This is a genomic window from Microbacterium sp. EG9 (assembly GCF_059759475.1).
The window spans coordinates 109,178-134,708 of record NZ_CM186217.1; the positions used below are offsets into that span (position 1 = coordinate 109,178).

Genomic DNA, 25,531 nt, shown 5'->3' on the forward strand with positions numbered 1-25,531 from the left:
GCCACCGCGGCCGCGTCGGCGGTGGGGTCCCGGGACCGGCGCGGCCCTTGCGGGCGGCTGCCGAGCGGCGGACGATGGGCGGCATGACGGATGCCCCGGCCCTGCCCCCTGTCGTCGACGCCGACACCTGGCGACGCGAACTCGATGCCCTCCGCGTACGCGAGAAGGCCGCCACCCGCGAGCTCGACGCGATCGCCGCGCAGCGACGCCGGCTGCCGATGGTCGAGCTGCCGGACTATGTGCTCGAAGGGCCCGACGGCCCCGTGCGACTCGCGGACGTCTTCGGCGACAAGCCGCAGCTGATCGTCTACAGCCACATGTGGGCGGACGGGAAGCAGTGGCAATGTCCGGGCTGCACGAGCTGGACGGCCCAGTTCACGCGGCTCGAGTTCCTCGACGACTACGACGCGCGGTTCGTCATCGTGACGCAGGGGCCGATCGACGAGGCGCTCGCCTACCGGGAGCGCGTCGGCAACCGCATGGACTGGTACTCCACGGCGCACAGCCCGTTCGGAGCCGACATGGGGGCGCCACCCGATGCGGGGTTCGCCGTCAACGTGTTCCTGCGCGACGGCGACACGGTCTACCGCACCTGGCACACCGACGGTCGCGGTACGGAGCAGCTCGGGCACCTCCACGGGCTCGTCGACGTGCTGCCGTACGGGCGTCAGGAGGCCTGGGAGGATTCGCCGCACGGGTGGCCGCAGCATCCGACGTACGAGGGCGGTATCGGCTCTCCCGGTATCGCGGCGCTCTACGGGCCGGGAGGATCGGCCGCGGGCTGATCCCGTCCGGCGGAGGACGGATTGCGGATGCCGCCGAGCGCGACGAGGCCGCCGACGACGAGGAGTGCGGCCGTCGTGATCGCCGCGCGGTGGAAGCCCGCGAGATCGAGGGTTCCGCCCGTGATGGCCGCCAGTGCGGCGATCGGGAGGAGTCCCGCGACGCGGGCGACGGCGTTGTTGACGGCCGAGGCGATGCCAGAGCGGTCGGGGTCGGTCGCGCCGAGGATCGTGGACGTCAGCGGCGACACCGTGAGCGCGAGTCCCAGACCGAACACGATCATCCCCGGCAGCACCTGCCACCAGTAGTCGAAGTCGTCGGCGACGAGGAGCAGGAGCAGGGCGCCGCCGGCCATGATCAGCGGGCCCGCGGTCATGAACAGCCGGGGTCCCCACCGGCCGACGAGGGCGCCGATGCGTGCGCTCAGGGCGATCATGAGCAGTGTCGTCGGCAGGCTCGCGAGTCCGGCGAGGGTGGCGCTGAGACCCGCGCCCTGCTGCAGATAGATCGCGAGCACGAAGCCGTTGAGCGACAGGGCGGCATAGATGAAGAGAGTCGAGAGGTTGCCGGCGGAGAAGTTGCGGCTGCGGAAGAGGTCGAGGGGCAGGATCGGATCGGGAACGTGACGCTGGCGCCACACGAACGCGGCGAGCAGGACCAGCCCGGCGAGCCCCGGCATCCAGATCGCCGGTGAGGTCCAGCCGAGGTGGGGCTGCTCGATGAGCGCGAACACCGCCGCGCCGAGGCCGAGGGTGCACATGATCGCCCCGAGCACATCGACGTGGGCGCCGGCGCGGCGCTCGTCGCGGTGGTCGAGTCGGGTGAGCAGCCACAGGGCGACGGCGATGGGCAGGAGGTTGATCCCGAACGCCCATCGCCACGAGGAGTTGTCGACGATCAGCCCTCCGACCAGGGGGCCCACGATCATGGCTGCGGTGGTGGATGCCGTCCAGATGCCGATCGCGCGGGAGCGCAGCGGCTCATGCATCGTGGCGGTGATGAGCGCGAGCGAGCTCGGGACGAGGAACGCCCCCGCCGCGCCCTGCACCGCGCGCGCCGCGACGAGCAGCTCGGGGGAGGGGGACAGGGCGACGGCGACCGAGGCGATGCCGAAGCCGATGAGGCCGATGCGCAGCACGAGGATGCGACCGAACGCGTCGCTGACGGCGCCCGCGACGAGGATGAGCGCGCCGAGGGTGACCAGATACGCGTCGACGGTCCACTGCTGCGTGGACAGGCCGCCGCCCAGGTCGCGCGCGATGGCCGGCAGCGCCACGTTGACGATGGTGCCGTCGAGGAACGCCACGAACGAGCCGAGGATCGCGATCGCCAGCACCAGTCGCTGCGGGGGGCTCAGCTTGTCTGCCACGGTGTCCGCTCGGTCATGTCCTCACGCTAGGGCGCGGCACGGACATCGAGAAGGGGGTGGACAGGGCCGCTCGGGATGCCGCGGCCGTCGCCGGCCACACCCACCGTCTCGTTTCCGAGGAGATGACGCGATCTGAGGAGCTTTCCGGTCGCCGGGCTCCTCGGCATCCGACATCTCCTCGGTTCGCGGCGCCCCGCGGAGTGTCGTAAGCTATACGGCGGTGACGTGTCCGAGCGGCCGAAGGTGCAACTCTCGAAAAGTTGTGTAGGGTAACCCCCTACCGTGGGTTCAAATCCCACCGTCACCGCCACGGAGAACCCCCGCAGATCCCCTGGAAACACTGGGATCGCGGGGGTTTCTTCATTCCCCGGATTCGCTCCGTGGCAACGCTTTGACAACAACTGCTGCACGGTGAGCCGCGTCGAGAGCGGTCGCGACGCCGTCGAGATCGTCGTCGAACAGGTCCGCGTACGTTTCGAGGGTCATGCTCGCCTACGCGTGCCCGAGCATCCGCTGCACCGCCTTGACGTTCGCGCCGGCGCTGATCGCCAGGCTCGCAGCGGTGTGGCGCAGATCGTGAGGAGTCACGCGCGGCATCCGAGGCGGCTCCTCCTCGCCTCGAGCCTTCGCCTCCGCAGCGGTCTTGGCCTCTTCGTCGAGGACGCGACGCACGGCGGCCGCGAACCACCCGTCTCGGCTGTTCGGAAGACGCATGCGGAGGCGGCCGTCGCCGAACAGCAGATCGTCTCGGCTCCTCCCTTCGCAGAGCTTCGCGATCGGCAGCGCCAGGAACTCGGGGTAAGGGACCGACCTGGTCTCGTGGGTCTTCACGGCTTCAACCCCGGCACAGAGTCCGAGTAGGGGCGCACTCTCGGGTACCTAACAGATAGGCGCGCAGCGCCGCTCCGGTCGGTACGATCGTCGGGCAGGAGAGCTGCACCTGGTGGGGCTGGGAGGAACAGCATGGCAACGAAGTACGACGTACTCGCGAAGCTGATCGAACGGGACGCCGAGGTTCTCGGACCCGATCGAAGCGGGAAGACCGAGATTCTCGTCGAGGTCGTCCGCTTGATCAGCGAGACGCACGGCAGTGAGGACGAGCTCGCGGACGCCATCTACGAGATGCTCGCGGACGTTTTCGCAGGCGGAACTGTCGAGCAAGAGCCGAGCGGATCACCCGTCCCTCCTCTTCCGGCGTCCGTTCCTCGTAGTCCTGAGGATGGGCCTAACCCGCTGACGGTGGGGTTCTAGCGCGACGCCGACCGGGGCTCGTCCACTGGTTGCCGCGATGCTGGTCGGATGAATGAACACAAGACGGTCTACTTGTCGCCGGCGCAGGTGTGCGAGCTGATCCCCGGGATGACGGAGCGTCGCCTGGAGTACTTGCGGGGGAGGCGTCAGGGGCCGCGGTGCAGCAAGCGGACGCCGAAGACTGTGGTCTACACCGAGGCGGATGTGCGCGCGTGGGTGCGGGAGTCGACGGTGACGACGCGCGATCAGTCGTAGCATCGTCTAGATCTCCACGTCAGTTCCTCGTTAATTTTCGGCTTTGTTCGATCTGTTTAATTCTCAGGTTCACGTGCTAGATTCCTTGCAGCTAGCGGTACACGCACCAGCCGCGAGCACAGCCTCGACCCACTGTCCTGGCCAATCGAGACGGAGATCGGAATGGCTTCGGAAGCCCTCGGCAGCGCATACGTTCTTTCGGACGATGGCGTTCGCCAGTTGCTTGCCATGGCAGCCCAAGGAAGCGCCCCGGTGGCGTCTCCCGGGTTTTCGTCGCGCCTGCGCGAGGCCGGTAGCGCCGATGACAGGCTCTCAGCTCTAGAGCGGCTCGTTCGCGCGCACTCTTGAGCTCCTGAGGTGTCAGGGGACGCCGCTCAGCGGATCGAGTACGACGTGTTTGCTCTTGCTGACGTTCGGCAAGAGAAGTACGCGCTACTAGCCGCTGTGATCGACGAGCGCTTGAAGACGTTCAACTGCGCCAAGTCAGATCATCTACAAGCCTTCGCCCGGGGCGGTGTCCGGAAGTGGGAGGACCACGGACACAGCCGTACGTACGTCCTTGTCACACCTCGTCACGACACGGTCGACGTCGCCGCATTCTTCACTGTCGGGATGACAGCGCTGAACCTCGAGAAGGCGTCGGCGAGCATGCGTAAGAAGCTCATGGGGAACGTCAGCCTCGATCAGACTGGTGCATACAGCATCGCGGAGCTGGCTCGATCAGACGAGTACACGTCAGCGCAGCTTCCGGGGTCGGTCATCCTTGATGAAGCGAAGGCCGTCATCTCGCTAGCCCGCAGGTACGTCGCCGGCCGGTTCGTCGTTGTAGACGCGCGTGAAGAGGTCTTCACGAAGCTCTACGAGCCAGCCGGTTTCAGCCGCATCCACCTCGCGGAATCACCGAGGGCGATGGAAGGCGTTGCATTCGTGACGGCGGGAGCTGTCATCAAGGATTGGTGACACGCGCGTGGCAACGCGGTGGCAACAGTCCGCGGAGAAGGTTGTGACTGAGTCTCGCCATCGTGACCGAAAACGCGCGTAATCACGCGGTGCTCACCGGCGCCCACGCCACGATGCGGTGGTCATGGGGGTTCAAATCCCACCGTCACCGCCAGCTTTGCCAGATCAGCCCCGCTTTCGAGCGGGGCTGATCTGCGCGTGGGGATGACGAATCCGGCGGCAGCGTCAGGCTCCGCCGCGCGCCTTCTCTGTGCTCATCGCGTGTCGAGTGAGCGTCGATAATCGCGCCGGAGCGATCCTGCGGCGTCGGGCGCGCGTCGCCGCCTCTCCGTCTCGCGACGCGTGCGGAGGCGTCGACGGCGGGGGAAGGAAAGATCACCCCAACGCCCAGCCTTGTAGAGCATGTACGCCACCCACCCGATCAGAAGGACCCCCGTCGCCCACGGCCCGGCCGCGGAGAACGCGGGCGCGTGGACCACATCGGAGCCGAGCAGTGCAGTAGGCCGGTAGGCGGCTGGGGCAATCCCCGTATCGTCGGTCCAACCGTCCAGATCCACGTCGTGCAGGACGATGGTGCGGTCGTCGCTGATCCATATGCCGACGGGGCGGCAGGCGCCGCGCAGCTGTGGCGTGCAATCGGTCTGCGTGAACGTTCCCCAGATCAGCGGCTTTCCGACATCGATCGCACTGGCGATCAGGAGCGCGACGAGAGCGATGGTCAGGAGGCCGCCGACGACGTAGAACGCGATCTGGCCCCACCGTCGCCACGAACCCCATCGCCGTCGTCGCGGCATCCCGCTGTCACGTCGCGCGGGCAGAACGCCAGGACTGTCCACCGTTCGTCGTCGGCTGCCGGTCAGCCGCCGTAGCGGACGTAGAAGGAGCCGGGTCCGCAGGTGTACGTCGCGGGGCCGACGGTGTGCACGCCCTCCCCGAGGCGTGCACAGGTCTGCGCCGCATCCACGAGCGTGGCGCCGATCACGAACAGGATCACCAGTGCCACGGCGACCCCGATGCCCGCGATGACCACGCCCGCGAGCGCGAACCCGTTGCGGTGGCCGTTCCGACGAGAGCCGACCAGGGCGATGATGCTGATCACGAGGCCGGCCACATTGAGGACGACGAAGAACGACAGCACGAATCCGACGATGCCGAACGTGCGGTAGGCGTCCGTGGCGACGGCCGGCGGAGTCGGTGCGGCGGTGCGAGGCATGCCGTCGACGGCATCCGGAGGGATCGACATGGCCTGACCTTATCGGGTGTCCGGGTGCGACGCAGAACCACCGATTCCGGTGGCTGAAACGGCCGCTACGAGACGGCCGCGCCCGGCACGATGGCCCTACCGTGACCGACCTGGGACGTGTCGGGCACGTCGCCGCGGCGACCCGACGCCGCGGACTCCCCCGTCGAAGGAACGTCGACAATGACTTCAGACACCGCCGTCACCCGAGCCCGCCGCCGCCAGCGCGGCACCGATCGCGACGCGACACCGCAGCCGGCGCAGCACACACGGCCCTCCACGGCCCGCATCGCGCGGTCGCGGATCGCCCTGATCTCCTGCGTGGTGCTGTGGATGCTCTACCTCACGACGGTCATCGTCACCCTCTCTCGCGGCGGTGCGCTCGTCGACTCCACCCAGCTCCTGGCCACGACGCTGTTCCTCGTCTCCGTGACCGCGCTCACGTTCTCGGCCTGCATGTATCTGCTCGCGCGGGCGGGCGCCCTTCCTCGGCTCGCGGATCATCGCCGCCCCCGCCGCATCACGATCGACGAGCACTTCTTCGATCACGAACCCCTGCTGACCGCTCTGCTGCCCTCTCGACGCGAGGATCCCGACCTCGTGCGGATGGCGCTCTGGTCCGTCGCGTTGCAGGAGTTTCCGCGGCTCGACGTCGTGCTGCTGCTGGACGACGACCCCGACCCCGCCGACGACGCGGCGCGCGCCGGGCTGGAGGGATGCCGCGCCCTGACGGGAGAGCTGGATGCCGCACTGCGTCCGGTCTTCGAGCGCGTGGATGCCGCCGCCGCCCGCATCCGCGCGGGCGAACTCTCCGCGGCCGCGGCGACGGAGCTCGTGATGCGTGAGCATGCGGCGTGCGCGCAGTGGCTGCACGCACGCGCCGAGGAGGCGCCGACCCGGACGCACGTCGAGGTCTTCTTCGTCGAGCAGGTGCTGCGGCGCCTGGCATCCGATCTCGAGGCCACGGCCGCGGCGCTGCTCGAAGCCGCGGAGAGCGGGGCGGCGCCGCTGACGCTCGCGCGTGCGCATCAGCTCGTCAGCCGCCTCGTGCGGATCTTCGGTGTGGACGCCTCCACCTTCGAGCGGCGGCGCTACGCCTCGTTGTCGCACGTGTCCAACAAGGCCATGAACCTGAACGCGTACCTCGGCCTGATCGGCGGTCGCTACCGGGAGCGATGGGTGGGCGGTCAGCGGGTCCTCGAGGATGCCGGCGCAGGGCGCAGCACCCTCGAGGTGGCTGAACCCGACTACGTGCTGACCCTGGACGCCGACTCGATGCTGCTGCCCGGGTACTGCGCGACGCTGGTCCACACCCTCGAGCAACCGGAGAACGCGCGCGTCGCGGTCGCCCAGACGCCCTACTCGGCCTACCGCGGGGCTCCGACCCGGCTCGAACGTATCGCCGGGGCGACGACCGACCTGCAGCACATCGTGCACCAGGGACTCACGGCGTTCGGGGCGACGTTCTGGGTGGGCGCGAACGCCGTGCTGCGCTGGCAGGCCCTGGCCTCGCTGCGACGCGAGTCGGTGGAAGACGGCACGCGCATCGTGCGGTACATCTCCGACCGGACGGCCATCGAGGACACCGAGTCGAGCATCGACATCGCCGAGCACGGCTGGACGCTGATGAACTACCCGGAGCGCCTCAGCTACAGCGCCACACCGCCCGACTTCGGCTCCCTCGTCATCCAGCGTCGCCGCTGGGCGGACGGCGGGCTGCTGATCATCCCCGCCCTGCGCGCCCTGGCCGCTCGCCGTCGCCGCGTCGGCGAGCCGATGCGGGTCGCCGAGCGGCTGCTCCGACTGAACTACCTCGGTTCGATCTCCTGGGTCACGGTGGGCCTGCTCGCGGTGCTCACTCTGTACCCGATGGACGGGCAGCTGGTCACCATCCTGCTCATGCTGATCGCGTTGCCCTACTTCGTCGAGATGGCGTCGGATCTGCGCATGCTCGGCTACCATCGGCGCGACGTCGTCGCCATCTACGGACTCAACCTCCTGCTCCTGCCCGTCAATCTCGCCGGCAGTGCGGCGTCGGTGCTGCAGGTCCTGACCGGCCGCAAGGCGCAGTTCGCGCGGACGCCGAAAGTGTCGTCGCGCACCCGCGTTCCGGCCTTCTTCCTCGTGGCGCCCCTGGCGCTGGTGCTCGTGGCGGGCGCCGTCGGCGTGCGCGCCGCGATGGCGGGAGCATGGGGCACCGCGGTCTTCGCGGCGTTCACCACGATCGCGACGCTGTGGGCCATCGTGCGTCTCATCGGCGTGCGTGCCACGGCATCCGATCTCTGGTTCGCGTGGATGGACTGGATCTGGGTGGAAAAGAGGGACGCCGCCGTTCCCGCGGTCGCCTCCTCTCCGCGGTGGGCTGCGGTCCTCGACGACGGGCCGCTGGACGCGATCGGAGCACTCTCATGAGCCCGGTGCACGCGCCCCGGCGTTCGCGTTTCGCCGGACGGCAGCTCTCGTTCGGGCGCCTCGCCCTCAGCATGGCCGTGGTCGTCACGCTGGGACTCGGCGCGACCGCGGCCGCCCTCGTTCCGACGTTGCCGCCGGCGGTGGCCGGTGCCGACGCCGCCCACCGCTGGTTCGCGCCGTACTACGACGTGACGCTCGAATCCGGCGACGAGCTGTCGCGCAGCACGATGGACGATGCCCCCGGGGGGCTGGTCCTCGCCTTCGTCGTCGCCGCGGGTGACGACGACTGCACGCCCACGTGGGGACGCACGTACACGCTCGACGACGCCGCCCAGCGGTTCCAGCTCGATCGTCGCGTCGAGCGGATGCAGCGCGAGGGACGCGCGCTCGCCGTGTCGTTCGGAGGGGCCCTCAACACCGAGCTGGCCTCCGCGTGTGCGACGGTCGACGCCCTGGCGACGGCGTATCGCACCGTGCTCGACCGGTACGGCATCGACACCGTCGACCTCGACATCGAAGGGGATGCTCTCGACGACGCGGCGGCGACGGCACGACGTGCCGCGGCGCTCGCACAGCTGCAGAAGCAGCGGAGCGCGGAGGGCGCGTCGTTGCAGGTGTGGCTCACGCTGCCCGTGGCGCCCGACGGTCTCACCGCCCAGGGGTCCGCGCAGGTCTCGGCGATGCTCGACGGGGGAGTCGAGATCGCGGGCGTCAACGCCATGACGATGGACTTCAACGCCGACGATCACGCCGCCTCCACGTCGTCGCTCGCGATCAGCGCGTTGGACGCCACCGCCCGGCAGGTCACCGACCTGTGGGGCGCCCACGGGCGCACCCTGCCGCCGGGCGGAGCGCGGGCGTTGCTGGGAGCGACCCCGATGATCGGTCAGAGCGACATCGAGCGCGAGGTCTTCACGCTCGATGACGCCCGGGCGCTCGCCGACTACGCCACCGCGCAGGGCATCGCGAGGATGTCGATGTGGTCCCTCAACCGCGACCGCACCTGCGGATCGAACTACCCGCTCGTGCATCGGGTCTCGCCCCTGTGCAGCGGCGTCGATCAGGCCGGCGTGAGCTTCGCCGGCATCCTCGCCGACGGGCACACGGGCACGCCGTCGGGCGAGCCCCTCACCCCGCACGACGGTCCGATCGTCCCCGACGACGCCGCCACCAGCCCCTTCCCGCTGTGGACGTCGCAGTCGTTCTACTCGGCAGGGGTGTTCGTGGTCTGGCGGGGCTCGGTCTACGTGTCCAAGTGGTGGAACGAGGACGGCCCCCAGCCCGATGATCCCTCGTTGGATGCCGCGGCATCCGCGTGGACCTACGTGGGTCCCGTGCTCTCGAGCGACCGCCCGTTCACCCTGCCGCAGCTGCCGGAGGGCACCTACCCGGAATGGTCTGCCACCGGCCTCTACAACCAGGGCGATCGCGTCCTGTACGACGGCAGCGGGTACGAGGCGCGCTGGTGGTCGCAGGGACAGCGTCCCGATCGGTCGGTGCTCGATCACGACTACTCGCCGTGGAAGCTCCTCGACGGGTCGTGACCGCTGACGGCATCGAACACGTGCGGGCGGCCGTCGATCGCGATGGTCGCCCGCACGGCTCGTCCGTCCGGATGCAAGCGTCCGACGACGTGCCGGCGCGCATCGGAGATGCTCTCGGCCATCCACCCCACGGCCGCATCGATCCCGTCGTCGGCGGCGGCGCCGCTGTCGTCGAGCAGGACCACGTCGACGCCGCGGGCGCGCGCGGCCGCGACGGCGCTGCGCAGCGGCTCACGCGCCAGCGCGCCGGCGCGCAGGTCGTCGCGCAGTCGGCCCTCTTGCGCCGCATAGGCGCGCCGCTCCTCGGGTGAGGGCGACCGCCCTTCGGCGATGCGGTTCAGCAGGGGCACGACGGAGGCGGCGAGATCGTCGGCGTGCTCGCGCAGCTCCGCACGTGCCGACATCGACCAGCTCTGCCGTTCCGCGGCGGCGACGGCCTCGTGGTGCAGGACGACGATGCCCCGCTGCATGCGCGCGATGACGTGCAGCATCAGGACGGCGACGCCGACGACGAGTCCGGGGCGGGTGATCAGCTGGAGGATCTGGCCGGGGGCGACGCCCTGAGCGGCTCCCGCGGCGATCAGGACACCGACGACCAGGGCGGCGCCGACGAGCGCCGTGCCCCCGCGCCCTCGCAGAGCCAGCGGCACGAGCAGGAAGGACAGCGCCATCACCGGCCACAGGGTGCCGTAGGTCAGCGGGGCGACCGCGACGGTGCCGAGTGTGCCACCGACCACGAGCCCGACGACGCCGATCGACCGGCCCCACGACGGCTCGGCGGGCAGGGAGCGGCGCAGCAGCTCGGCGGTGACCAGGATCGCCGCCAGTGCCGCCACCTGCAGCGCCCACGTGTGCGGCGCCACGACCGTCGCCGCCATCGCGCACAACGACTGCAGCACGACGTAGTCCACCCCGATGCGGGTCACACCGCGTCGCAGCGCCGCGGAGTCGGTGACCGCCGCCATCTGGACGCCCGGCGCGGGCGGCGCGTACCGCAGCGTGACGCGCGTGCCGACTCCTCGTGTGGAGACGATCTCGGCGGCGCCGCCGGGAACGCGTTCCATGCGCGCGACGATGCTCTGGCGGATGCCGAGGCGGTCGTCGTCGATCCGGGCCAGCTCGAAGCCGGGGCCGTCATCGACGATGTCGATGCGGACGTCGTCGTCGCGGGAACGGAGATGGACCTGCCGCCGCGCCAGCGGTGCATGCCGGGCCGCGTTCGTCAGCGCCTGACGCGTCGCCCCCAGCATCGCCGTGGTCGCACCGTCGTCGAGGAGGAGGGGACCTTCGATGTCGCAGGTCAGCTCCGCACCCTGCCGGCGGGTCTCCACGACCAGCTCGGCATCCAGCGGGAGAGGCTCGCGCGCGCCGTCGTCGACGAGCGACGTGACCATCCCCGCCGCCCGCCGCGCCTGGACGGCGAGGCGATCGAGCGGAACCGGGAGCTCGGAGGCGGCCAGCACGAGCGTCGCCAGCACCTCGTCGTGGACGAGGGCGGCTGCGTGCGTCCGCGCCGCCAGGCGACCCCGCTCGGCCGACTCGCGGGCCGCGGCGGCCCGGCGCTCCGCTGCGGCGGTGTCCAGGCCGGCGCCGACCGACAGCACGTGGCCGCCGAGCACGCAGACCACGGCCGCGGTCAGCAGCGCGTGCGAGTCGTTGACGATTCCGTCCAGATCGAAGCCCCCGAACGTGAGACGGTACGTCGCCCCCGCGAGAGTCCCGATCGCCAGCGTGGCCCACCCCGCACGCGGGCCGAAGGCGACGAGCGCGCAGGCGGTGGCGGCGCTGGATGCCGTCAGCACCCACGGCATCCGCTCCACCTCCGACGTCGCCGCCGCCGGGGCGAACAGGATGACCGCGGCCCAGAACAGGATCGTCGCAGCGCCGGCCGTGCGGCGCAGCATCCGGGTGCCCAGCAGGGGGGAGAGCGCCCCGCCGACGATGGTGATGGCCGTGGCGGCGACCACGATGATCAGATACCAGAGGGGAAGGACGGGGTGTTCGCGGGCCACGACGGTCAGGTTGAACGTGCCGACCGCCGCCACCATCGCGCCGCTGGTCGCCAGCAGCACCCGCCGAGCGGCGCGCTCGGCGGCATCCGCGTCACTCACGCCGCGGTACCGGCACGTAGCCGTCTTCGAGGCCCCGCTGATACAGCTCGACCTTCGTCGCCGCCGGGCGGCCCAGCTGATGGTAGACGGAGCGGATGCGGCGAAGGTGATCGTTGACGGTGTTCTCGGAGATGAACAGCCGTGTCGCGACGTCCCGCGCGCCGAGCCCCGACGCGTACAGCGCCAGGACCTCGCGCTCGCGTGCGGTGAGCGGGGCGCCCTCGAGCAGAGGATCGGTGTCCAGCGCCGAGGCCCATTCCGCCGTCGAGACGTGCTCGCCGCGCGACGCCGACACGATCGCGGTGAGCAGCCCCGCCGACGGCGCGGACTTCCTCACGACGCCGCGGATGTCGGCGCGCGACGCGGCGCGCACGAGGTACGGATCCTCGCCGGAGGTCAGCACGAGAACCTGGGCGCCCCAGCGGCGCAGCGCCGCGACGTTGTCCGCCGGATGCGATCCGTCGCGCAGGCTCAGATCGAGCAGGACCAGTTCGGCACGTCGCGGGTGGCGCACCAGCTCGTCGACGGTGCGGGCGTGACCGACGAAGCTGACCTCGGGCGTCGCGGCGAGGAGGTTCTGCACCGCCATCGCGACGAGTTCGTGGTCGTCGACGACGGCGACGGATGCCGCATCCACCATCCCCAGGACACCTCTCTTCGAGCCGGCCCCCCGGCGGTGGACGTGCCGCACCTCGCGCCGCTCCAGGATAGGGGCAGGATTCGCCGTGCGCGCCGTCGACTCCGCATTATTACCGGCGCGCCCGCCCGGCTGCCGTCGGCCGGCATCGTCACGCCAGCAGCGTCTCCCCGATGTACCCGCCCGGCCGGCACCCGGGTGGGACGGCGAACACCGCCGAGCCGATCGGCGTCGTCCACTCGTTGAGCAGGTCGAGCTCGTCCAGCCGCCGCTGGATGGGAACGAACTGGGCGTCGACGTCGGCCTGGAACGACACGAAGATCAGCCCCGAGTCGGACACCTGCCCGCCGTCCGGACGCTCGTCGTAGTTGTAGCCGCGACGGAAGATCCGCTGTCTCGCATCATCGGGCCGCGAGCGGCGCAGGTGCGAGAACTCCGGGATCACGGGGAAGCCGACCGGGGTCTTCGCATCGAAGTCGGGCTCGTCGTGCTCGGCCGCACCGGTGAGCGGAGCGCCGTTGGACAGCGTGCGCCCGACGGAGTCCTCGCGTCCCGGGCGGTCGAGCCTGTCCCATTTGTCGAGGTCCATGTGGATGCGGCGGATGACCATGCCCGTCCCGCCGGCCATCCACCCCGCATCCGACCAGACGACCTCGTCGAAGTGCCCGGTTCCGGGCTGAGGGTTCGCGGTGCCGTCGACCTGGCCGAAGAGGTTGCGCATGGTCGTGCCCGGCGCGACCGTGCCGTAGGCGCGGCGGAACCCCTGCTGCGTCCAGCGCACCTCGGCGAAGCTGCGGGCGTCCTTCAGGAGCATCCGCGTCGCATGGGCGACCGTCAGCGGGTCGTCGCCGGCGATCTGCAGCAGCAGGTCGCCGTGGCTGAACTCGTCGCGGAGGCGATCGATGCCGAACGCGGGCAGCGGTCGCAGCCAGCTCGGCGCGGCTCCCTGCGCCCGGGAGACGAGCCCGGGTCCGAACGCGAACGTCACGGTGAGGCGGGCGGGCGCCGCGGCCAGCTCCGGTTCGGAGTCGGCCAGGGCCGGCCGCCCCTGCGTCAGCCGCTCGGCGTCATCGCTCAGCACGCGCAGGAGGCGGCGCAGGTCGTCGCGGTCGACATCGGCGTGCAGGTCGAGCGCGACGAACGTCCCGTGCGCCTGCGCGTCGGTGTCGACGCCCGCCTGGTGGACGCCGTGGAACGGCACGATCTCGGTGCCGTTGAGCGGGACGGATGCCGCGGCCGGCGCGGCCGCGTCGGGAGACGGGGTGAGGGCGAGGTCGATGCCGATGGCGGCGGCGGCGCCGACGCCGGCGACAGCTCCTCCGAGGAGGAACTGCCGCCGGGTCGACGCCGATCGACCCGCGCCCGTGTCGGGCGCGGCCATCAGTTGCTCGGCGTGGGGCTCGGGCTCATGTCCATCTCGCCGCCCTGGTAGGTCTCGTTGGCACCGGAGTAGTCCTTGACCGGGGCCGAGAACGCCGCCGTGGAACCGTCGGAGAACGTCAGCGTGAAGCGGGTCTCCTCACCCGCCTTCAGCGGCGCGGTCAGGTCCATCAGCATGATGTGGTTGCCGCCCGGCTGCAGCACGAGCTCACCGCCGGCCGGAATCACGAAACCGCCGTCCTTCTCCTTCATGACCATCGCGCCCGAGGCGTCGGAGACGGTCTCGTGCAGCTGCAGCATGGAGGAGGCCGGGGAGGTCGCCGACACGAGGGTGATTGGCGCGGACGAGTCGTTGCGGAGGGTGCCGAAGGCGGCGGACATGCCGGAGTCGGCAGCCTTGACCCAGGCGTCGGAGATCGTCACGGCGGCGCCGGCGTCGGCGCTCGTCGCCGAGGCGGACGGCGTCGATCCGGCGGAGGAGCTCGTGCTGGCGCAGCCCGCGAAGGCCAGGAGGCCGACGCTCAGGAGAGCGCCGGCGCGGGCGGCGACGCTCAGGCGGGTGCGGGTGGTGGTGTGGATGCTCACGAGGAGGTGCCTTTCTTTCGGCGGAGGAAGTGGAAAGCGGCGTAGGCGGCGACGGCGATGATCGCCCCGCCCGCGCCGACCAGCAGGATCCGGATGATCCCCTGGTCCTCTCGTGCGCCCTGATCCTGTGCGGTGGTGTCCTGTGCGTCCGCGGCCGTTCCGGCATCCGTCGATGTCGACGGGGTCGTGGCCGCCGGCGTCCGCGTCAACGGCTCGGCGCCGCCGACCGTGAACGGGATGATCCCGCTGATCGGATGCCCGTCCTGCGAGACGACACGCCAGCGGATCTCGTAACCGCCGGTCGGCAGCTGCGGGTCGAGGCTCACCGTCACCGTGCCGTCGCGCACGACGGGGGCGTCGGCGACCCAGTCGCGGTCCGCTCCGTCTGCGACGATCACGGCGGCGCCGATCGTCAGCACGTCGGCCGAGAAGGTGAGCGTCACCTCCGCCGGGGCGACGGTGAGCGCCTCCCCGGATGCCGGGGTGCTGCCGAGCAGCTCATCGTGGGCCGCCGCGGGCAGGGCGGTGACGAGCACCGACGTGCCGGCGAGGGCCACGGCGAGCAGCAGCGTGCGAAGACGGGTGCGGAAACGGGAAGACGACATGGAACGACCACCGATCGATCGCGCGCTCACGACGCAGGTGCGAGCGCACAGCGGATCCGCGCCCGGACATCGCGTCGCGGGCGGGGACAGGGATCAGAGCGCGGGGGCGAGCGGGGGTCCGCGGCGGCGACCGTCGACGACGTGCGCGGCGGGGCGCACCCTCCAGGCGACCGCGTCGGCCGCACGGGCGGCGGGAACGGGACGGGCGATGACGGTACGGGCCCGCGCGACCGCGCGGCGGGCCCAGGCGCGGATGTCACGGGCCAGCTGCAGCAGAGCGCGGACGGTGCGCTCGCCGCGGTACAGCGCAGCGGTCGTGACGAGTGCGGCCGCCGCGTGCAGCGCCCACATCAGCGGGTCGGCGCACAGCGCCGACACGAGTGCGCTCGCAGACGTGGTGGTGACGGCATCCGCGGACATCGCCATCGCACCGTGATCGTGGTGCGAGATCGCCGAGGCGGCGCCCGAGGCGGGGGCGCCCATCACGAACAGGGTGTGGAACAGCAGCTGGCTCGCCACGACGCTCAGCCCGAGCCGCAGCGCGGAGAGCGTCCGGCCGGCGAGGAGCGTCGACACCATGAGCGCCAGCATCCACGGGGCGACGATCCCGAGCGGTCCGGGAACCGACCCGCCGGCGACGACGTGCGACACGAGCGCCGTGAACGTCGCGACGGAGGCGACGACGGCACCCCGCGCGACGCGCGGAGTCCGGGAGCGTCGCATGCGCCCAGTCTGCCAGGTCGTGCCGGTGCTCAGCGTCGCCGCTTGGCCGCTTCCGTCGCCTGGCGCTCGGCGATCACCGGATGGGTGCCGGTGTAGCCCTCGCGCGCGGCGACGGCCGCCTGGATCTTGCCGCGGGCGGCGAACCAGCCGATGATCAGCGCCGGGATCAGCACGATCAGCGAGGCGAGCACCCACCGTCCCGTCTCCGAGAAGCCCATCGTCACGAGCACGAAGAAGAGGAACGCGAGCGTCAGGTACGACGTGTACGGCGCCCCGAACAGGCGGAACGACGGCCGCTGGAGCCTGCCCTCCTTCGCCCACTTCACGAGCTTGAGCTGGCAGAGGATGATCGTCGCCCACCCGCCGATGATGCCGAGGGCCGACACCTCCAGCACGATCTCGAACGCCTGCGACGGCCAGAGCGCGTTGATGCCGACGCCCGCGAGCGTGATCACGGCCGTCAGCAGGATGCCGCCGTACGGCACGCCGTTTCGGCTCATCGCCGCGGTGAACGCCGGCGCCGACCCGTTGACCGACATCGAGCGCAGGATGCGGCCCGTCGAGTACAGGCCCGCGTTGAGGCTCGACAGCGCCGCCGTGAGGACGACGAAGTTCATGACCGAGCCGGCGATCGCGCCGGTCTGCGGCGAGCCGATGTGCGAGAAGAAGGTGACGAACGGCGACTGCCCGGCCTCGTAAGTGCCGAACGGCAGCAGCAGCGACAGCAGCAGGATCGAGCCGACGTAGAAGACGGCGATGCGGATGACGACCGTGTTGATCGCCTTCGGCATGACCTTCTCGGGGTTCTCCGTCTCGCCGGCGGCCGTGCCGACGAGTTCGATGGCCGCGTAGGCGAAGACCACGCCGGAGATGGCCAGCAGGGGGGCGACGACACCCATCGGGAAGAGACCGCCGTTGTCCGAGATGACGCTGAAGCCGGTGGGCCCGACATCCGTCGCGCCGCCGAAGATCAGGAAGCAGGTGCCGACGATGAGGAAGATCACGAGGGCCGCGACCTTGATGAGGGCGAACCAGAACTCCATCTCGCCGAAGAGCTTGACGCTCACCAGGTTCAGCGACAGCACGACGACCAGGGCCACGAGGGCGATCAGCCACTGCGGGATCTGCTGCAGCGGCTCCCAGTACTGCGCCCAGAACTTGACGTAGAGGGCGGCCGCGGTCACGTCGACGATCGAGGTCATCGCCCAGTTGAGGAAGTACATCCACCCGGCGCCGAACGCGAGCTTCTCGCCGTAGAACTCGCGGGCGTAGGACACGAACGACCCCGACGACGGGCGGTGCAGCACGAGCTCCCCGAGCGCGCGCAGGATGAGGAACGCGAAGAAGCCGCAGACAGCGTAGACCAGGATCAGCGAGGGTCCGCTCGAGGCGAGACGGCCGCCGGCGCCCATGAACAGACCGGTGCCGATGGCGCCGCCGATCGCGATCATCTGGATCTGTCGCGGGCGCAGGGTCTTGTGGTAGCCCGCATCCTCGCTGGAGAAGTCCTGCACCGCTTCGGTGCGATCGCCCGTCAGCTCGCGCGCGTTCTCGCGGGCGTCCTCCGGGTCCAGCCCGGACGTCGGCTCGTTGTGCGTCATCCCGCAATCATGGATGCCGTGCGTTTCGGTGTCGTGACGCGTGGCCACGCGTGTCGTGAAAAACCAGCCGATGGTCGAGGGTGGGGTGGGGGCGTTTCGACTCGCGGCTGCGCCGCTCGCTCAACGACCGGGAGGTGGGGTGGGTGGGGCGTTTCGACTCGCGGCGGCGCCGCTCGCTCAACGACCGGGGGGCGGTGGGGGCGTTTCGACTCGCGGCGGCGCCGCTCGCTCAACGACCGGGGCGGTGGGGTGGGGGCGTTTCGACTCGCGGCGGCGCCGCTCGCTCAACGACCGGGGGCGGGCCGGGCGTTGAGCGAGCGCAGCGAGTCGAAACGACGTACGCCCGGGTCAGCCCGCCGTCGGCGGAGGCGCCTGCAGGCCGGCGAGGATCTGGCGGGCGAGCGCCATGAACGCGGCCGTCGCGGGCGAGATGGAGCCGGCGCGGCGGGTCACGAACGCGTAGTGCTCCTCGACGGCGGGTGACAGCGGCGTCATGTAGAGCCCACGCTCGGCGATCACCGAGCGGCCGACGTGGTACGACACGAGCGAGTCCCCGACGCCCTGCGCCGCGAGCTCCAGCGCGTGCGTCTGGAACTCGACCTCGATGATCGGGTCGAGCCGTACGCCCGCGGCCTGCGCGCGCTCCAGCAGCGACACGCGCAGCGGATCGTCGAGCGACCACCGCGCCTCGGACAGGATCAGCGGCCGGGTCGAGAGCGTCCGGATGTCGATCGGGGCGCGGGTGTGCTCGGGGTTGCGCGAGACGTACACGACGTGGTCCACGAAGATGCCGGGGATCAGACGCAGCTGTCGGTCGTCGATCGGCAGCTGGACGATCCCGGCCTCCAGGTCGCCGTTGCGCACCGACTCGGCGACCTCGGACGAGTTCAAGCCGGTGACCTTGACCTTCACGGCCGGATGCCGCGAATGGAACTCGCGGATCAGGTCGGTCAGAAGGTACAGGTGGGCGCTGTTGAAGGTGCCGAACAGCACCGTGCCCTCCTCGAGCGAACCCACTCGGCGCCCGAAGTCGGCGATCTCGTCGACGTCGGCGAGCGTCTTCTCGGCGAGGGGGACCAGCTGCTTGCCCACGTCGGTGAGCAGGAGCCGCCGCGTCGTGCGGGTGAACAGCCGCAGCCCCAGGTTGGCCTCGAGGACCGAGATCTGCTCCGACAGGCTCGGCTGCGCGATGTGGTGTTCGGCGGCCGCCGCGGAGAACGTGCCGAGCCGCGCCGCGGTGAGGAAGTACTGCAGCTGTCGTACGGTCGGGGTGGCCATGGGCGCTCGCTTTGTAGAGGTTTGTCCTATGGCGACTATAACGGTTTGAGGATTGTCCTTGGTGGGCGGCCAGTGGTCCACTGGGTTTTACACGGCCCGACTATCCGAGGAGATCCCCGCATGCAGACCCCCACACGCCCGGTTGCACTCATCACCGGGGCCGCCAGCGGAATGGGACAGAGCACCGTCGAGCTCTTCCGCGAGCGCGGGTACACGGTGGTCGCGCTGGATGTCGCCTGGCCGGCGGAATCCGCCGCCGTCGACGGCGACCTGCTGCGGATCGTCGCCGACGTACGGTCGCGGGATGCCGTGGCCGCCGCCGTCGACGCCGTACTCGCCCCCGGCCGCGGTATCGACGTGGTCGCCAACATCGCCGGCGTCTACCCGCCGACGACGCTCGCGAGCTACGACGAGGCCACCTACCGGCGCATCTTCGACATCAACGTCCTGGGCGTGCTGAACGTGATCGCCGCCGCACGCCCCCGCCTGTCGCGCGGCGCGTCCGTCGTGAACTTCGCGTCGGTCGACGCGTTCACGGTGTCACCCGGTCAGCTCCTGTACGGCGCCTCGAAGGCGGCGGTCGTCATGCTGACCAAGGCGCTCGCCCTCGAGCTCGCCCCCGACGGCATCCGCGTCAACGGCATCGCACCCGGCTGGGTCGCGACGCCCGGCAACGCGGCGACCGGCCGGATGGAGGCGGCCGCCGCGTCGATCCCCCTCGGCCGCGTCGCGACGCCCGAGGAGATCGCGGCGTGGGTGTGGCTCGTCTCCCAGCCCGAGTACGGCGCGTTCCTCGACGGCGAGACCATCGTCCTGTCGGGTGCGGACGTGATGCGATGAGCACCGTGGTCATCACCGGCGCGGCGCGCGGTCAGGGAGCGGCACACGCCGCCGCCCTGGCCGAGGCCGGCCACGCGCTGGTGCTGGCCGACCGGATGGACGACGCCGGTCGTGCCGTCGCCGCGACCCTGCGCGACCGCGGCGCCGACGCGCGCTACTTCTCCCTCGACGTCGCCGATGAGGGAGGGTGGGCCGTGCTCGCCGCGCAGCTCGCCGAGACGGGAGACCCGCTGGTCGGCCTCGTCAACAACGCGGGCATCCTCCGGCACGGGGCGATCGCCGACACCGACGCGGCCACCTGGCTCTTGCACGACCGGGTCAACGCGCTCGGCGCATTCCTCGGCATCCGCGCCCTCGCCCCGCTCATGCACACCGGCGGGTCCATCGTGAACGTGTCGTCGACGGCGGCGCTGGTGGGGACCGCGGGCTACGCCGCCTACTCGGCGTCGAAGGCCGCCGTGCTCGCGCTGACGCGTGTCGCCGCGGTGGAGTACGCGCCGCTGGTGCGCGTCAACGCGATCTGCCCGGGCGGCGTCGACACCCCGATGAACGACGACGAGCCCGCCGGGGGCAGCTCCTCCGGTGCACCCCTCGGCCGACGCGCGCGCCCCGACGAGATCTCCCCGCTCGTGCGCTACCTCATCTCCGACTCCTCCTCTTTCGTCACCGGATCCGTCCTGACGATCGACGGCGGCCTGACGGCCGTCTGACCCACCCGAATCCACACCCGAAAACCCACTCGAGCACTACCCAGAAAGCAGGAAGCCATGTCCCGCACCACCCGCGCCCGCGCCGCCACCGCGCTCGTGTCCATCGCCTCCGTCGCCGTGCTGCTCACCGGCTGCGCCGGCTCCGCCGCCCCCGCGTCCACCGTCGCCTCCGACTGCACCCCCGCACACGAAGGGCTGACGACCTTCACGCCGGGCACCCTCACAGTGGGCGTGCCGGAGAACCTGCCCTACACGCAGACCAAGGGCTCCGACGCGTCCGGCCTCGAGATCGACGTCGTGCGCAAGCTCGCCGAGGCCGAGTGCCTCGCCCTGGCGTTCGTGCCGATCACCTACGCCAACGGCATCCCGATGATCAGCGAGCAGAAGAAGACCGACATGATCACGGGCGGCTGGTATGTCACGGCGGCCCGCGCCGAGAAGGTCGGCTTCACCAGCCCCACCTTCTACGACTCCATGGGCATCATCTCCAAGGACGGCATCGACACCGTCACGGGCCTGGAGAGCGTCGGCGCGGTCGGCTCCGGCGCGGGCTTCTCGTGGGAGGCCGACATGTCCGGCATCCTCGGCGACAAGTTCAAGACCTACCCGGGCACCGCCGAGATGAAGCAGGACCTCCTCAACGGTCGGATCCAGGCGGCCCTCGACGGGTACGCCGTCGCGACCGTCGCCTACAAGGACACGGGCTTCGTCGTGAAGCCGGCCCAGGAGGACGACCGCGTGGCCATCACCACCGAGCAGCCGATGATCGCGTTCCCCATCGACAAGAACAACACGGCGCTCGCCGACGCGTTCAGCGAGCTGATCGACGGCTTCCGCGCCGACGGCACCCTCGCCGAGCTCAACGCGAGCTACGACCTGCCCGACTCCCTCATCGTCCCCGCCGACAAAGCGGCGACCTCCATCCGCTGAGCCGGCCGTGGTGGGGGCGCCGGGCGCCCCCACCACCTCGAACGTTAGGAACCGCCGTGTCCCGACCCCTCATCACGCAGGCCAACGAGCTCGCGATCGCCGGAGTGACGATCGAGAACCTGTCGAAGAGCTTCGGCGACCACCTCGTGCTCGACGACATCTCCATGTCGGTCAGCCCGGGCAGCGTCACCGCCCTGATCGGGCCGTCGGGCTCCGGCAAGAGCACCCTGCTGCGGTGCGTCAACCTCCTCGAGACCCCGGATGCCGGCACCATCACCGTCGGCTCGCAGACGATCACCGCGGGCCGTCGCGTCCCCGACCGCGACCTGCTCGCCCTGCGGCGCCAGGTGGGCATGGTGTTCCAGTCCTTCAACCTGTTCCCCCACATGAGCGTGCTGCGCAACGTCGCCTTCCCGCAGGAGCGCATCCTCGGCCGCTCCCGCGAGGAAGCGGAGCAGCGCGCGCTCACGCTGCTGGACCGCGTCGGCCTCAAGGACAAGGCGCACCAGCATCCGGGTCGGTGCTCCGGCGGTCAGCAGCAGCGCATCGCGATCGTGCGCGCGCTGGCGCTGAACCCGCGCGCGATGCTGTTCGACGAGCCGACCAGCGCGCTGGACCCCGAGGTCGGCGTCGAGGTGCTGGCCGTCATGCGCGAGCTCGCCGAGTCGGGCATGACGATGATCGTCGTCACCCACGAGATGCAGTTCGCCCGCGACGTCGGCGACCACCTGGTGGTCATGGCCGACGGACGCATCATCGAGGAGGGCGTGCCGCACGAGGTGATGGCCGACCCCCGCGAAGAGCGCACACGGCGCTTCCTCAGCGCCGTGCTGGAGCGCTGACATGGGCGGCGTCGACATCTCGGCGGCGATGCTCCTCGTCCTCGCCGGCCTCCCCATGACCCTGCTGGTGACGGCGCTCGCCTACGCGGTGGGGGTCGTGCTCGGCATCCCCCTCATGCTCGGCCTGCGCTCGCGCATCCTGCCGCTGCGACTCGCGCTGCGACTGGTCGTGGACATCGTGCGCGGCGTGCCCCCGATCGTGTGGCTGTTCCTCATCTACTTCGGCGTGCAGGTGGGCACGATCCGCTTCGACTCGCTGTCCGCGGCGGTCACGGGGCTCGGCCTCATCTCCAGCGCCTACCTCGCCGAGATCTACCGCGGCGCGTTCGCCACCGTGGCCCGCGGCCAGGGTGAGGCGGCCGCCGCCCTCGGACTCGGACGCGTCACGACCTTCGTCCGCGTGCTGGCGCCCCAGGCGTTCCGCACCGCCCTGCCGTCGATGGCGACCTTCCTGCTGTCGCTGCTCAAGGACTCGTCCATCGCCTCGACGATCGGCGTCGCCGACATGGTCTTCCAGGCCACGATGTTCGCCCGGCAGAACCCGGCCGTCGCCGGCATCGTCCCCTTCTTCCTCGCCGCCGCCGTGTACCTCGTCGTGTCGATCCCGATCGCCGTCACCGCACGCCGGCTCGACACCCGCCTGCGCAAGGAGGCCGTCGCATGATCGACCTCGCCGTCTACCTGCCCCGGCTCGGACAGGGGCTCGTCGTCAGCCTGCAGCTGACCGCCCTCTCCGTCGTGCTCGGCTACCTCATCGGGCTGCTGTTCGCCCTCGGGGTGTCCGCTCAGCGCGGCTGGGTGCGCTGGCCGTGCCTCGTGCTCGTGGAGGTCGGCCGCGGCATCCCCGCACTCGTCGTGCTCTACATCGTCTACTTCGGCCTTCCCGCCCTCGGCGTGCTGTTCGAGAACTTCTGGGCCGCGGTGATCGGTCTCACCTTCACGGCCGCGGCGTACTCGTCCGAGATGATCCGCTCCGGCATCCAGTCGGTGCCGACCGGTCAGCGCGAGGCGTCGGCGGCCCTCGGACTGTCGCGGACGACCACGTTCGTGCGCGTCGTGCTGCCGCAGGGGGTGCGCGCCTCGATCCCGGCCCTCATGGGCCTGGCGATCATGTCGTTCCAGGGCACCTCGCTGGCGTACTCCATCTCGGTCAACGAGCTGATGAGCCAGGCGTACCAGGTCAGCACGATCACGTTCCAGTACCTGTGGGTCTACGCGCTGACCGGGCTGATCTACGCGGCCATCGCCGTCCCGGCGACCTGGCTGTCGGTCTGGGTCGAGCGCCGGCTCAACCGGGGGTACGCATGAGATCCGTCGTCTGGCTCGAGGCCACCGTGGGCGATCCGGCCCTGGGCGGGCTGTGGGACTTCCTCGGCGAGCGGATCGCACGGCTCGCCGCGGGGCGGGTGCGCACGCGCCTCGTCCACGCGGGCGCCGACGCCGGCGGCATCCGCACCCCCGCCAACCGTCTGCTCAGCGACGCCGTCCTGCTCGCCCGCGCGGCCACGCTGGAAGAGGCGGGCGACGCGGACGCGTTCGTCATCGGATGCTGGGGCGCGCCGACCGCGGTCGTCCGCGCCGCCGTCACGGTCCCCGTCACCGGCCTGGCCGAGGCGAGCGTGCGCGCGATGGGCTCGCTCGCCCGCCGCGCCGCGGTCGTCACCGTCGCCGACAGCCTCGTCCCGGTCTTCGCGGACGAGATCCGCGGGCTGGGAGGTGCGGGAGTCTTCGCCGCGCCGCCCGTGCGGGCCTACCGGCCCGAGTCCACGCACCTCGACGTGCTGCGCGCCGTCGACGATCCGACCGACCTCATCGAGCGCTTCGACGCGTCCGCCCGGGTCGCCGTCGACGAGGGCGCCGATGCGGTCGTCGTCGGATGCGGTTACCTCGGGGCGATCTTCGACGCGCACGGCTACCGCGCCGTCAGCACCGCGGCCGACGTGCCGGTGATCGACCCGAACCGGCTCGCGCTCGAACACGTCCTGCAGCTCTGCCACCTCGCCGACGCCGGCATCCGTCCCACCGATCGCGGCTACCCGTCCGCGGCCGGCGCCCGACGCGCGGCGCTGCTCCACACGTCCCGGCGGCTGGTCCCCGACGCCGCGGCATCCACCTCCCAGGAAGGAACCCCCGCATGACCCGCTACTGCGTGATCGGAGCCGGCGCGGCCGGCATGTCCGCCGTCGTCCAGCTCACCCGTGCCGGCTACCAGGTCGACTGCTTCGAGAAGTCCGACCGGGTCGGCGGCCACTGGAACACCGACTACGACGCCCTGCACCTCATCACCTCGCGCGACATGACCGGCTTCGAGGGCTTCCCCATGCCGGCGGAGTACCCGCACTTCCCGCGGCGCGACCAGGTGCGCGACTACCTCGCCGCGTACGCGCATGAGCACGGCCTGTTCGAGAAGGTCGTCTTCGGCGTCGAGGTCGTCGCGGTCGTGCCGCGCGCGACGGAGGGGCCCGTCGGGTCGGCCGGCTGGACCCTCACCCTGTCGACCGGGGAGTCCCGCGACTACGACGGCGTGTTCGTCGCCAACGGTCACCTGTGGGATCAGAAGGTCCCGGCGGTCGGTCGTGACTTCACCGGCACCCAGGTGCACTCCGGCTCGTACCGCAACACGTCCGACATCACGGGGCGCCGGGTACTGGTCGTCGGCGCGGGCAACTCGGGCTGCGACCTCGCCGTCGACGCGGCGCAGCACCGCTTCGAGGTCGACATCGTGATGCGCGAGGGGATGTTCTTCCAGCCGAAGTCGTACTTCGGCGTGCCCCGCCAGGAGATCCCGTGGATGGGGCAGTTCTCGCCCGAGGAGCAGGACTTCATCGCCCGCATGCTCGCCAAGGTCTCGATCGGCGAGGCGAAGGACTACCCGGGCATGCCGGCGCCCGCCGCCGCGACCCTCGCCGAGGGGCGCGCGGTCGTCAACGACCTGCTGCTGTACTGGGTGCAGCACGGCCGGGTGCACATCCGTCCCGGCATCGACCGCATCGAGGGCACGACGGTGCACTTCGCCGACGGCACCGCGGGGGAGTACGACACCATCCTCTGGGCGACGGGCTTCCACGTCTCCCTGCCGTTCCTGGACGAGGCGCTGATCGAGCGCCGCTCGTCGGTGCCGCTGCGGTTCGCGGGGGGTATCGTGCCCGCGGGGCTCGAGAAGCTGTACTTCATCGGGCTGACGGCGCCGCGGGGTCCGCAGCTGCCGATCTACGGCGAGCAGACGAAGATCGCCCTCCGGATGCTGCAGCTGCACGAGACCGCGCCCGGCGGCTTCGCGCCCATCGCGGAGTACCTCTCCCGGCTGCAGGAGCCCGACGACCGGATCGACATCGTGCGCGTCACCTGGCTCGCGCAGCTGGCCGACACCGAGCGGCTGCTCGAGGCGTTCGCCTTGTCGCGGCAGGAGGAGCTCAGCGCCGCCGGGTGAGGGCGTTTCGACTCGCGGCTGCGCCGCTCGCTCAACGACCGGGGG

General features: G+C 70.9%; 26 protein-coding genes and 1 tRNA gene. 15 read left to right on the forward strand and 12 right to left on the reverse strand.

Features of this window, described 5'->3' with window-relative positions; translation table 11 throughout:
- Positions 1 to 83 precede the first annotated feature (83 nt).
- Positions 84 to 785, forward strand: coding sequence for a DUF899 domain-containing protein (locus tag AC6CQV_RS00430; RefSeq protein ID WP_060960561.1), 702 nt, complete (start codon positions 84 to 86; stop codon positions 783 to 785).
- Here AC6CQV_RS00430 and AC6CQV_RS00435 read toward each other — a convergent pair.
- A complete protein-coding gene (locus AC6CQV_RS00435) occupies positions 755 to 2,152 on the reverse strand; it encodes an MFS transporter (protein WP_498259960.1) in 1,398 nt (465 codons plus the stop codon). The genes AC6CQV_RS00430 and AC6CQV_RS00435 overlap by 31 nt on opposite strands.
- A 219-nt stretch (positions 2,153 to 2,371) precedes the next feature.
- Here AC6CQV_RS00435 and AC6CQV_RS00440 point away from each other — a divergent pair.
- Positions 2,372 to 2,462, forward strand: a tRNA-Ser gene (locus tag AC6CQV_RS00440).
- Positions 2,463 to 2,644: 182 nt separating this feature from the next.
- On the opposite strand, the gene AC6CQV_RS00445 is transcribed toward AC6CQV_RS00440, so the two are convergent.
- Positions 2,645 to 2,983, reverse strand: a complete 339-nt coding sequence (locus AC6CQV_RS00445; protein WP_498259961.1) for a tyrosine-type recombinase/integrase — start codon at positions 2,981 to 2,983, stop codon at positions 2,645 to 2,647.
- Positions 2,984 to 3,115: 132 nt separating this feature from the next.
- Here AC6CQV_RS00445 and AC6CQV_RS00450 point away from each other — a divergent pair, with 132 nt between their 5' ends.
- The 3 genes from AC6CQV_RS00450 (at position 3,116) to AC6CQV_RS00460 (ending at position 4,618) form a co-directional block, all read left to right on the forward strand.
- Entirely contained in the window at positions 3,116 to 3,403 is a 288-nt protein-coding gene (locus AC6CQV_RS00450) for a hypothetical protein (protein ID WP_498259962.1), read from the forward strand.
- 48 nt (positions 3,404 to 3,451) lie between these two features.
- Positions 3,452 to 3,658 carry a helix-turn-helix transcriptional regulator gene (locus AC6CQV_RS00455; protein ID WP_498259963.1) on the forward strand — a complete coding sequence of 69 codons (207 nt, stop codon included), beginning with the start codon at positions 3,452 to 3,454 and terminating at the stop codon, positions 3,656 to 3,658.
- A 357-nt stretch (positions 3,659 to 4,015) separates the two neighbouring features.
- On the forward strand, positions 4,016 to 4,618 hold the full coding sequence (locus AC6CQV_RS00460; protein ID WP_498259964.1) for a hypothetical protein: 603 nt from the start codon (positions 4,016 to 4,018) through the stop codon (positions 4,616 to 4,618).
- Positions 4,619 to 4,872: 254 nt separating this feature from the next.
- Here AC6CQV_RS00460 and AC6CQV_RS00465 read toward each other — a convergent pair whose 3' ends face one another.
- Complete coding sequence (locus AC6CQV_RS00465) at positions 4,873 to 5,454, reverse strand: hypothetical protein (protein ID WP_498259965.1); 582 nt, start codon at positions 5,452 to 5,454, stop codon at positions 4,873 to 4,875.
- A 20-nt stretch (positions 5,455 to 5,474) separates the two neighbouring features.
- Positions 5,475 to 5,861: a hypothetical protein gene (locus tag AC6CQV_RS00470; RefSeq protein ID WP_498259966.1), complete on the reverse strand. Its 387-nt coding sequence runs from the start codon at positions 5,859 to 5,861 to the stop codon at positions 5,475 to 5,477.
- A 180-nt stretch (positions 5,862 to 6,041) separates the two neighbouring features.
- Here AC6CQV_RS00470 and AC6CQV_RS00475 point away from each other — a divergent pair, with 180 nt between their 5' ends.
- Positions 6,042 to 8,270, forward strand: coding sequence for a glycosyltransferase family 2 protein (locus tag AC6CQV_RS00475; protein WP_498259967.1), 2,229 nt, complete (start codon positions 6,042 to 6,044; stop codon positions 8,268 to 8,270).
- Positions 8,267 to 9,814 carry a carbohydrate-binding protein gene (locus AC6CQV_RS00480; RefSeq protein ID WP_498259968.1) on the forward strand — a complete coding sequence of 516 codons (1,548 nt, stop codon included), beginning with the start codon at positions 8,267 to 8,269 and terminating at the stop codon, positions 9,812 to 9,814. The genes AC6CQV_RS00475 and AC6CQV_RS00480 overlap by 4 nt, the downstream gene beginning before the upstream one ends.
- Here the strand turns inward: AC6CQV_RS00480 and AC6CQV_RS00485 are convergent.
- The 8 genes from AC6CQV_RS00485 to AC6CQV_RS00520 form a co-directional block, all read right to left on the reverse strand.
- Positions 9,781 to 11,925 carry a DUF8320 family protein gene (locus AC6CQV_RS00485; protein ID WP_498259969.1) on the reverse strand — a complete coding sequence of 715 codons (2,145 nt, stop codon included), beginning with the start codon at positions 11,923 to 11,925 and terminating at the stop codon, positions 9,781 to 9,783. The two genes, AC6CQV_RS00480 and AC6CQV_RS00485, sit on opposite strands and share 34 nt — an antisense overlap.
- Positions 11,918 to 12,565: a LuxR C-terminal-related transcriptional regulator gene (locus AC6CQV_RS00490; protein ID WP_101306957.1), complete on the reverse strand. Its 648-nt coding sequence runs from the start codon at positions 12,563 to 12,565 to the stop codon at positions 11,918 to 11,920. The genes AC6CQV_RS00485 and AC6CQV_RS00490 overlap by 8 nt, the downstream gene beginning before the upstream one ends.
- Positions 12,566 to 12,713: 148 nt before the next feature.
- Positions 12,714 to 13,943 (reverse strand): Dyp-type peroxidase, encoded by a 1,230-nt coding sequence (locus AC6CQV_RS00495; RefSeq protein WP_498259970.1) that lies wholly within the window; start codon positions 13,941 to 13,943, stop codon positions 12,714 to 12,716.
- Complete coding sequence (locus AC6CQV_RS00500) at positions 13,943 to 14,527, reverse strand: copper chaperone PCu(A)C (RefSeq protein ID WP_498259971.1); 585 nt, start codon at positions 14,525 to 14,527, stop codon at positions 13,943 to 13,945. Before AC6CQV_RS00500 ends, AC6CQV_RS00495 begins: the two co-directional genes overlap by 1 nt.
- On the reverse strand, positions 14,524 to 15,132 hold the full coding sequence (locus AC6CQV_RS00505) for a copper resistance CopC family protein (RefSeq protein WP_498259972.1): 609 nt from the start codon (positions 15,130 to 15,132) through the stop codon (positions 14,524 to 14,526). The genes AC6CQV_RS00500 and AC6CQV_RS00505 overlap by 4 nt, the downstream gene beginning before the upstream one ends.
- Positions 15,133 to 15,225: 93 nt before the next feature.
- Positions 15,226 to 15,855 carry a hypothetical protein gene (locus tag AC6CQV_RS00510; protein WP_498259973.1) on the reverse strand — a complete coding sequence of 210 codons (630 nt, stop codon included), beginning with the start codon at positions 15,853 to 15,855 and terminating at the stop codon, positions 15,226 to 15,228.
- A 29-nt stretch (positions 15,856 to 15,884) separates the two neighbouring features.
- Positions 15,885 to 17,456 carry an amino acid permease gene (locus tag AC6CQV_RS00515; RefSeq protein ID WP_060960593.1) on the reverse strand — a complete coding sequence of 524 codons (1,572 nt, stop codon included), beginning with the start codon at positions 17,454 to 17,456 and terminating at the stop codon, positions 15,885 to 15,887.
- A 348-nt stretch (positions 17,457 to 17,804) separates the two neighbouring features.
- Positions 17,805 to 18,734: a LysR family transcriptional regulator gene (locus AC6CQV_RS00520; RefSeq protein ID WP_060960594.1), complete on the reverse strand. Its 930-nt coding sequence runs from the start codon at positions 18,732 to 18,734 to the stop codon at positions 17,805 to 17,807.
- Between the two features lie 120 nt (positions 18,735 to 18,854).
- Between AC6CQV_RS00520 and AC6CQV_RS00525 the strand changes: the two genes are divergently transcribed.
- The 8 genes from AC6CQV_RS00525 to AC6CQV_RS00560 are packed head-to-tail and all read left to right on the forward strand — an operon-like array spanning position 18,855 to position 25,486.
- The gene (locus AC6CQV_RS00525) at positions 18,855 to 19,574 is read left to right on the forward strand and encodes an SDR family NAD(P)-dependent oxidoreductase (RefSeq protein WP_498259974.1); all 720 of its coding nucleotides are present in this window, start codon (positions 18,855 to 18,857) and stop codon (positions 19,572 to 19,574) included.
- The gene (locus AC6CQV_RS00530) at positions 19,571 to 20,284 is read left to right on the forward strand and encodes an SDR family NAD(P)-dependent oxidoreductase (RefSeq protein WP_492493295.1); all 714 of its coding nucleotides are present in this window, start codon (positions 19,571 to 19,573) and stop codon (positions 20,282 to 20,284) included. Before AC6CQV_RS00525 ends, AC6CQV_RS00530 begins: the two co-directional genes overlap by 4 nt.
- Positions 20,285 to 20,341: 57 nt before the next feature.
- A complete protein-coding gene (locus AC6CQV_RS00535) occupies positions 20,342 to 21,214 on the forward strand; it encodes a substrate-binding periplasmic protein (protein WP_060960597.1) in 873 nt (290 codons plus the stop codon).
- 56 nt (positions 21,215 to 21,270) lie between these two features.
- A complete protein-coding gene (locus AC6CQV_RS00540; RefSeq protein ID WP_269801237.1) occupies positions 21,271 to 22,056 on the forward strand; it encodes an amino acid ABC transporter ATP-binding protein in 786 nt (261 codons plus the stop codon).
- 1 nt (position 22,057) lies between these two features.
- Positions 22,058 to 22,720, forward strand: a complete 663-nt coding sequence (locus AC6CQV_RS00545) for an amino acid ABC transporter permease (RefSeq protein ID WP_060960598.1) — start codon at positions 22,058 to 22,060, stop codon at positions 22,718 to 22,720.
- Positions 22,717 to 23,364, forward strand: coding sequence for an amino acid ABC transporter permease (locus tag AC6CQV_RS00550; protein ID WP_498259975.1), 648 nt, complete (start codon positions 22,717 to 22,719; stop codon positions 23,362 to 23,364). The genes AC6CQV_RS00545 and AC6CQV_RS00550 overlap by 4 nt, the downstream gene beginning before the upstream one ends.
- Complete coding sequence (locus AC6CQV_RS00555) at positions 23,361 to 24,194, forward strand: aspartate/glutamate racemase family protein (protein WP_061781954.1); 834 nt, start codon at positions 23,361 to 23,363, stop codon at positions 24,192 to 24,194. The genes AC6CQV_RS00550 and AC6CQV_RS00555 overlap by 4 nt, the downstream gene beginning before the upstream one ends.
- The gene (locus AC6CQV_RS00560; protein WP_498259976.1) at positions 24,191 to 25,486 is read left to right on the forward strand and encodes a flavin-containing monooxygenase; all 1,296 of its coding nucleotides are present in this window, start codon (positions 24,191 to 24,193) and stop codon (positions 25,484 to 25,486) included. Before AC6CQV_RS00555 ends, AC6CQV_RS00560 begins: the two co-directional genes overlap by 4 nt.
- The last annotated feature ends 45 nt before the right edge of the window (positions 25,487 to 25,531 follow it).

Excerpts from the sequence above, each read along its gene's own strand:
- AC6CQV_RS00450 (WP_498259962.1), top strand. The coding sequence starts at position 3,116 with ATGGCAACGAAGTACGACGTACTCGCGAAGCTGATCGAACGGGACGCC.
- AC6CQV_RS00515 (WP_060960593.1), bottom strand. The coding sequence starts at position 17,456 with ATGACGCACAACGAGCCGACGTCCGGGCTGGACCCGGAGGACGCCCGC.
- AC6CQV_RS00550 (WP_498259975.1), top strand. The coding sequence starts at position 22,717 with ATGATCGACCTCGCCGTCTACCTGCCCCGGCTCGGACAGGGGCTCGTC.
- AC6CQV_RS00520 (WP_060960594.1), bottom strand. The coding sequence starts at position 18,734 with ATGGCCACCCCGACCGTACGACAGCTGCAGTACTTCCTCACCGCGGCG.
- AC6CQV_RS00495 (WP_498259970.1), bottom strand. The coding sequence starts at position 13,943 with ATGGCCGCGCCCGACACGGGCGCGGGTCGATCGGCGTCGACCCGGCGG.
- AC6CQV_RS00510 (WP_498259973.1), bottom strand. The coding sequence starts at position 15,855 with ATGCGACGCTCCCGGACTCCGCGCGTCGCGCGGGGTGCCGTCGTCGCC.
- AC6CQV_RS00480 (WP_498259968.1), top strand. The coding sequence starts at position 8,267 with ATGAGCCCGGTGCACGCGCCCCGGCGTTCGCGTTTCGCCGGACGGCAG.
- AC6CQV_RS00470 (WP_498259966.1), bottom strand. The coding sequence starts at position 5,861 with ATGTCGATCCCTCCGGATGCCGTCGACGGCATGCCTCGCACCGCCGCA.
- AC6CQV_RS00530 (WP_492493295.1), top strand. The coding sequence starts at position 19,571 with ATGAGCACCGTGGTCATCACCGGCGCGGCGCGCGGTCAGGGAGCGGCA.
- AC6CQV_RS00525 (WP_498259974.1), top strand. The coding sequence starts at position 18,855 with ATGCAGACCCCCACACGCCCGGTTGCACTCATCACCGGGGCCGCCAGC.
- AC6CQV_RS00430 (WP_060960561.1), top strand. The coding sequence starts at position 84 with ATGACGGATGCCCCGGCCCTGCCCCCTGTCGTCGACGCCGACACCTGG.
- AC6CQV_RS00475 (WP_498259967.1), top strand. The coding sequence starts at position 6,042 with ATGACTTCAGACACCGCCGTCACCCGAGCCCGCCGCCGCCAGCGCGGC.
- AC6CQV_RS00560 (WP_498259976.1), top strand. The coding sequence starts at position 24,191 with ATGACCCGCTACTGCGTGATCGGAGCCGGCGCGGCCGGCATGTCCGCC.
- AC6CQV_RS00505 (WP_498259972.1), bottom strand. The coding sequence starts at position 15,132 with ATGTCGTCTTCCCGTTTCCGCACCCGTCTTCGCACGCTGCTGCTCGCC.
- AC6CQV_RS00455 (WP_498259963.1), top strand. The coding sequence starts at position 3,452 with ATGAATGAACACAAGACGGTCTACTTGTCGCCGGCGCAGGTGTGCGAG.
- AC6CQV_RS00555 (WP_061781954.1), top strand. The coding sequence starts at position 23,361 with ATGAGATCCGTCGTCTGGCTCGAGGCCACCGTGGGCGATCCGGCCCTG.
- AC6CQV_RS00535 (WP_060960597.1), top strand. The coding sequence starts at position 20,342 with ATGTCCCGCACCACCCGCGCCCGCGCCGCCACCGCGCTCGTGTCCATC.
- AC6CQV_RS00545 (WP_060960598.1), top strand. The coding sequence starts at position 22,058 with ATGGGCGGCGTCGACATCTCGGCGGCGATGCTCCTCGTCCTCGCCGGC.
- AC6CQV_RS00490 (WP_101306957.1), bottom strand. The coding sequence starts at position 12,565 with ATGGTGGATGCGGCATCCGTCGCCGTCGTCGACGACCACGAACTCGTC.